The sequence below is a fragment of the Geodermatophilus chilensis genome (assembly GCF_002802985.1).
GTDB lineage: Bacteria > Actinomycetota > Actinomycetes > Mycobacteriales > Geodermatophilaceae > Geodermatophilus > Geodermatophilus chilensis.
In genome coordinates, this window is the sequence record NZ_NVPT01000352.1 from 1 (window position 1) to 1,368 (window position 1,368).

Here is a 1,368-nt window from a genome sequence, read left to right on the forward strand (position 1 = left end):
CCCGCCACCGGTGAGACGCTGCAGACCTTCGAGCCGCTCTCGGAGGAGGCCGTGCAGGAGCGGATCGCCCGTGCGGCTGCCGCGTTCGAGGGCTACCGGCTGACCAGCCCGCGGGAGCGGGCCGGCTGGTTGCGGGCGGCCGCCGATGTGCTGGACGCCGACGCCAAGAGCGTGGCGGAGCTGATGACGACCGAGATGGGCAAGACGCTGGCGGCGGCACGGGCGGAGGTGGGCAAGTGCGCCAAGGGGCTGCGGTACTACGCCGAGCACGGCGAGCAGATGCTGGCGCCGCAGCCGGCCGATGCGCGGGCGGTGGGGGCGACCGAGGCGTACGTGGTGCACCAGCCGCTGGGGGTGGTGCTGGCGGTGATGCCGTGGAACTTTCCGCTGTGGCAGGCGATCCGGTTCGCCGCGCCGGCGTTGATGGCCGGCAACGTGGGGCTGCTCAAGCACGCCTCCAACGTGCCGCAGACCGCGCTGTACCTGCAGGAGCTGTTTTGCAAGGCCGGGTTCCCCGGCGACGTGTTCCAGACCCTGCTGATCGGCTCGGGTGCGGTGGAGCGGGTGCTGCGCGACGAGCGGGTGGTGGCCGCGACGCTGACCGGGTCGAATGCCGCCGGGCAGGCGGTGGCGCGGGTGGCCGGGGACGCGTTGAAGAAGACGGTGCTGGAGCTGGGCGGCTCGGATCCGTTCATCGTGATGCCCTCGGCGGATCTGGACCGGGCCGCGGAGGTGGCGGTGACCGCGCGGTGTCAGAACAACGGGCAGAGCTGCATCGCCGCGAAGCGGTTCTTCGTGCACGCCGAGGTGGCCGAGGAGTTCACCGGGTTGTTCGCCGAGAAGCTGGCGGCGCTGACCGTGGGGGATCCGATGGACGAGGGGACCCAGGTGGGCCCGCTGGCCACCGAGTCCGGCCGGGCCGACGTGGAGCGCTACGTGGCCGACGCGGTCGCCAAGGGCGCCACCGTGGTGGTCGGCGGCAGGCGGGTGGACCGGCCGGGCTGGTTCTACGAGCCGACGCTGGTGACCGGGGTGACCCCGCAGATGGGGATCTGGTCGGAGGAGGTGTTCGGCCCGGTCGCGGCGTTGCACACGGTGGCCGATCTGGACGAGGCGATCGGGTTGGCCAACGACCACGTCTACGGCCTGGGCGCGAACCTGTGGAGTGAGGACTCCGGTGAGCGGTTGCGGTTCATCCGCGACATCGCCTCGGGCATGGCGTTCGTCAACGGGATGACGACCAGCTATCCGGAGCTGCCCTTCGGCGGGGTCAAGCAGAGCGGCTACGGCCGGGAGCTGACCGAGCTGGGCATGTACGAGTTCTGCAACGCCAAGACCGTCTGGATCGGCCCACCCAGCAGCCAGCAG

General features: G+C 71.4%; 1 protein-coding gene. It reads left to right on the forward strand.

What is annotated here, in order from left to right:
* Positions 1 to 1,368, forward strand: a 1,368-nt coding sequence (locus tag CNO22_RS27085) for an NADP-dependent succinic semialdehyde dehydrogenase (protein ID WP_100502306.1), incomplete at both ends; no start/stop codon positions are given.